This window comes from Nesterenkonia sp. F, assembly GCF_000220985.1.
In the GTDB taxonomy this organism is placed as follows: Bacteria; Actinomycetota; Actinomycetes; order Actinomycetales; family Micrococcaceae; genus Nesterenkonia.
In genome coordinates this window covers 1-4,659 of record NZ_AFRW01000041.1, presented here as the reverse complement: position 1 = coordinate 4,659, position 4,659 = coordinate 1, and the positions used below count along the sequence as shown (strand labels likewise).

Sequence of the window (4,659 nt, the reverse complement as noted above, 5' to 3'; positions counted from 1 at the left end):
CGAGCGCATCGCAATCTGAGCGTGACCTGAGCACCCTCTGAGGCCGCGCAGGACACGAGGAGCAGGCGGCGAGCAGGCGAACACCGCGTGACGGAAGGGTGTGCTGAGCGTCACGCCATGCGGCGGCTTTCGGGGCAGCACCCACTCTCGCCCGCCTGACCTGGAGTGACGATGGGTGGGCCGCGACGACGGATCGCTCACATGTTTTTCACAGAAAACTTGATCACAGGACGATAACGCCCCTTGATCCCCGTCATGACAGCGATCTTGGTCTGCGACACGCTCACCGGGCGAGTTGACGCAACCGTTCTGAGACCTTTTACTGGTTTGCGGACATCTTCTGTGATGTCGGCGTGATCTGAGGCGCAGCTGGTGGCAGCACCGGCCTCCGGCTTCAGCTCCTCCCGTTCCGGGCCGGCACTGCAGGAGCACAGGTGCCGGCAGGCCCCCTGACACCGTCCACACTGCCGGCTCCGGTGACCATGACCGCCATACATGTGAAAGAAGGCGGACGGTGGCATGACGACGGCCCGGGAGGGTCCGAGTGTGGGGACTTCGGAGCGAACTGCCAATGCAGACCAAGCAGACTTTCAAGAAGATCGTCGGCGGCGGAATGGCCGCCGCGACCCTGGCGGGCGTCGGCGTCGCCGCGACCGCCCCGGCCGCCAACGCCTCCGTCTGGGACCAGCTGGCTCAGTGCGAGTCCGGCGGCGACTGGAGCATCAACACCGGCAACGGCTTCTACGGCGGACTGCAGTTCTCCCAGAGTTCCTGGGCGGCCATGGGCGGCTCCGGCCTGCCGAGCGAGGCCTCCAAGGCTGAGCAGATCCAGCGGGCCGAGCAGCTGCAGTCCGTCCAGGGCTGGGGCGCGTGGCCGTCCTGCTCGGCGCAGCTGGGGCTGAGCGGCGACCCGGCACCTCAGCCGGAGCCCGAGCCCGAGCCGGCCGACCAGGGCCCGACCGAGGCGGAGCTGGAGGCCCAGCGTCAGGCCGAGCAGGAGGCCGAGGCTCAGGCCGAGGCCGAGCAGCAGGCCCAGGCTGAGGCCGAGGCCCAGCGTCAGGCCGAGCAGCAGGCCCAGGCTGAGGCCCAGGCTCAGCAGCAGGCTGAGCAGCAGTCCGCTGCTCAGCCGGCCGAGGTCGAGGCCTCCGGCGAGACCCACCAGGTCGAGGCCGGCGAGACGCTCGCCAAGATCGCCGCCGACCACGGCATCGAGAACTGGCGCGACCTGTGGGCCGCCAACTCGGACCAGATCGAGGACCCGAACCTCATCTACGTCGGCGACGAGCTGAAGCTGCCGGTCGCCTGAGCGACCGCATCCGCGGCGGCTGACGCCGCCGCATCCGGCTCATTCCGCCTGCGCGGACCGTGACCGCTCGGAAGGGGCGGGAGTCGACGGACACCGTCGACTCCCGCCCCTTCTGTCGTGTCTTCCCCCGCGTCGGCCCACCTCGGTCACCGGCGGGCCGTCTTCACCACCTCGCAGATCGAGTGCCCCGTCCTCCACGGTCCGGCCGAGGAATGCGCTCACCCGTCCGTCCGCGCCCGCAGGACGCCGTCGTCGAGCGCGAACGTGATCAGCCCGTGCTCGTCGGTGCGGTAGACCGTCGTCCCCGCCGTCTGCAGCGCCTGCAGCGTCACGTCGGCCGGGTGTCCGTAGTCGTTCTCCTCGCCGACCGAGATCACCGCGGCCTCGGGACGACGTCGGGTGATCAACGCCGTGCCGCCGTCGCGCGCCCCGTGGTGCGAGACTTTCAGCAGATCGACGTCGTCCGGCAGCCCGCCGGCGTCCAGCACCGCCCGCGTCTCGGCGGCCTCCAGGTCCCCCAACGTCAGCACATCGACCGTCCGATCGCCGCCGTCCGTCGGAGACGACTGCCCTCCACCGGCAGGCACCGCGAAGTGCACCGCCGCCGAGGCGTCATTCGCCGTCGCCGCCTCGGCGTCGGCGGCGACCACACGCCATTCCACCGGCATCCGGCCTGCGACCTGCCCGGATGCGCCCGGCTCTGCCCGACGCACTGTGACGCCCTCGAGCCCCAGCTCCGCGGCGGCGTCCCACGCGCGGCTGCCGCCGTGGAGGACCTGCCGCACCCTCCGGCCCTCCGCGACGCCGTCGACGCCGCCGATGTGGTCCTGATGCTCGTGGGAGAGGATCAGCACCCGCACCTGTTCGACCCCCAGCGTCTCCAGACAGGCGTCGGCCGGGTCCGGATCGGGCCCGGCGTCGACGACGATCGCCTCCTCTCCCCCGGTGCGCACCACGAGCATGTCTCCCTGTCCGACGTCGCACTGGGCGATCCGCCAGTCCTCGCCGGGGCCGGAGCCCAGAGGCGTGGGCGCCAGCAGTCCGGAGATGCCGGGCACTGCCTGCACCGGCATCACCAGCGCGAGCAGCGACGCCGCACCGGCGGCCAGGACGCCGGCACCCGACCGGCTCAGACGCCGGAGGACCAAAGAACGGACCAGGGCCAGCGCGGCCAGGACGTAGAGCACGCCGATGACCACTCCGGCTCCGCCGCCCGGCCAGTCGACCATCGCCTGTGGCAGCTCGGCCGTCTCCCGGCCGACGGCGGCGATCAGCGCCGCCGGGATGCCGCAGCACCACAGCACCGCCTCGGCGAGGCTCGGCAGCCAGGGAGCCAGCACTGCCGCGGCGGTCCCCGGCACGGTGACCAGCGGAACCAGCGGCGCGACGAGCACATTGGCCGGAATCGCATAGAGGCTCATCCCCTCGGCCACCGGAACCAGCAGCGGAGTGACGAAGAGCTGGGCCGCGCACGCCAGCGCCAGCACGGAGGCCGCCCAGCCCGGCATCACCGACTCCAGCAGCCGCTGCAGGGGCGTGCCGATGAGCACGATCCCGGCCGTCGCGGCCGCCGAGAGCGCGAAGGCCGGCTCCATGGCGAACCACGGGTCGATGACCAGCAGGGTGATCACGCAGACGCAGAGCAGCGGGAAGGCCGCTCTCCCGCGGCCGGCGAAGAGCGCCAGCGCCCCGATCCCGCCCATCACCGCGGCCCGGACCACACTCGGCTCCGGATGGACGAGCAGCACGAAGGCCCCCAGAGTGACCACCGCAGCCGGCGGCGAGCACCAGCGCGGCAGGCGCAGCAGCCGCAGGCCCGCGAGCACCGCGCCCAGGACCAGCGCACAGTTCGCCCCGCTGACGGCGGTCAGATGGCTCAGTCCCGCCTGCTGCATCGCGGTGGTCAGCTCCTCGGACTGCTGCGAACGATCCCCGAGGATCATCCCGGGCAGCAGCTGCGGCGCCTCCCCCGGTGCAGACTCCGCAGCCTCGGCCGCCGCTGACCGCATCGACTCCACGGCCCGCCAGAGGTGCGTCCACTCGTCGGCCGGAAGCTGCTCGACAGACTCGCCGAACGGCGTCAGCAGCGCGGTCGCCCGATCTCCGGGATCCGTGGGCGTCGACTGCAGGAGTCCGCGCAGTCGTTCGCCGTGACGGATCGTCGCGGACGCCTCGGCTCCGAGCAGCAGGACCGCCGAGGCCCCGACCTCGCGCGGCTGTTCGGCCTCCCGCCGGGTGAGGACCTCGACCTCCACGATCGCCCGGGGCTTCCCGTCGATGCCGGTCCCGGCGATCCCTCGTGGATCCGACGCCGCGCGCAGCGTGAGCTGCTGCGGCGCCTGATCCTCGACGATCCGGCTCCATCCGCTCTCCTCGTGCCCGGAGAGCTCCAGACCCGCAGTCAGCGCCGCGGCCCCGGCCAGGCTGCAGACCAGCACCAGATGCACTGCCGTCTGCCGCAGACGTCCCGACCGCGGGTGGGTGCGAGTCCGCATCCGGCGTCCGCAGGCCCCCGCGTCGGTGTCGGATCCTCCGGCTCTCCCGTCGTCGGCGAGCAGCCGCAGCACGGCCGCCAGCAGCACGCCCAGCAGCACGGCGCCGCCCACCAGCACCAGCCCCAGTCCCAGCGCGCCGGAGGCGTCCAGGTGCACGGCCGCGGCGGCGGCCGCCCAGGTGCCCGCCGCCGCCGGCAGCAGCCGCAGGTCCAGCGGCCGCGGGCTCACCAGGTCACCTGATCCTCGACGTCCTCCAGCGTGGACGGGCCGATGCCCTTCACCCCGGCGAGATCCTCCAACGAGGCGAAGGGGCCCGTCTCGCTGCGGTGCTCGATGATCCGGTCGGCCAGAGCCGGTCCGATGCCGGTCAGCCGCTGCAGCGTCTGAGCGTCGGCGCGGTTCAGATCGATCGGGGCGGCGTCGCCGTCCTCTCCGCCCGCATCTCCAGTCGCTCCTCCGCCCGGTGCCGCGCCGCCGTCCGGACCGGCCGGCGGGCCGGCGCCCTCGCCGGACTCGAGCTCCTCGGCCGTCGGCACATGGAGGTATCCGCCGTCGACGGCCTCGGCGGCCAGGTTGATGCCCTCGGCCGCGGCGTCGTCGGTCAGCCCGCCGGCGGCGTCGACGGCATCGCGCACCCGGGCGCCGTCGACGAGCTCGACCACGCCCGGTTCGGCGACGGCTCCGGCGACGTGGACCACCACCGGGGCGGCGGTCCCGTCCTCCGACGGGGAGTCTCCGGCAGGAGGCTCCGGCTCGCCGCCCGGGTCCGGCATGTTCGACGCACCGCTCGACGCCTCGGCGCCGCCGGTCGTCGCGCCGCTCCCCTCGCCCGGCCCGGGCTCGGCCCGCAGCGCAGGA

At 73.1% G+C, this 4,659-nt stretch carries 3 protein-coding genes; 1 reads left to right on the top strand and 2 read right to left on the bottom strand.

What is annotated here, in order from left to right; all coding sequences use genetic code 11:
- Positions 1-571: 571 nt before the first annotated feature.
- A complete protein-coding gene (rpf, locus tag GU5_RS17800; RefSeq protein ID WP_010524220.1) occupies positions 572-1,306 on the top strand; it encodes a resuscitation-promoting factor Rpf in 735 nt (244 codons plus the stop codon).
- A gap of 218 nt (positions 1,307-1,524) precedes the next feature.
- On the opposite strand, the gene GU5_RS13870 is transcribed toward rpf, so the two are convergent.
- Both GU5_RS13870 and GU5_RS13865 read right to left on the bottom strand, forming a co-directional pair.
- The gene (locus GU5_RS13870; RefSeq protein ID WP_010524219.1) at positions 1,525-4,029 is read right to left on the bottom strand and encodes a ComEC/Rec2 family competence protein; all 2,505 of its coding nucleotides are present in this window, start codon (positions 4,027-4,029) and stop codon (positions 1,525-1,527) included.
- A partial coding sequence (locus GU5_RS13865) for a ComEA family DNA-binding protein (protein WP_010524218.1) occupies positions 4,026-4,659 on the bottom strand: 634 nt, incomplete at its 5' end. The genes GU5_RS13865 and GU5_RS13870, both read right to left, overlap by 4 nt.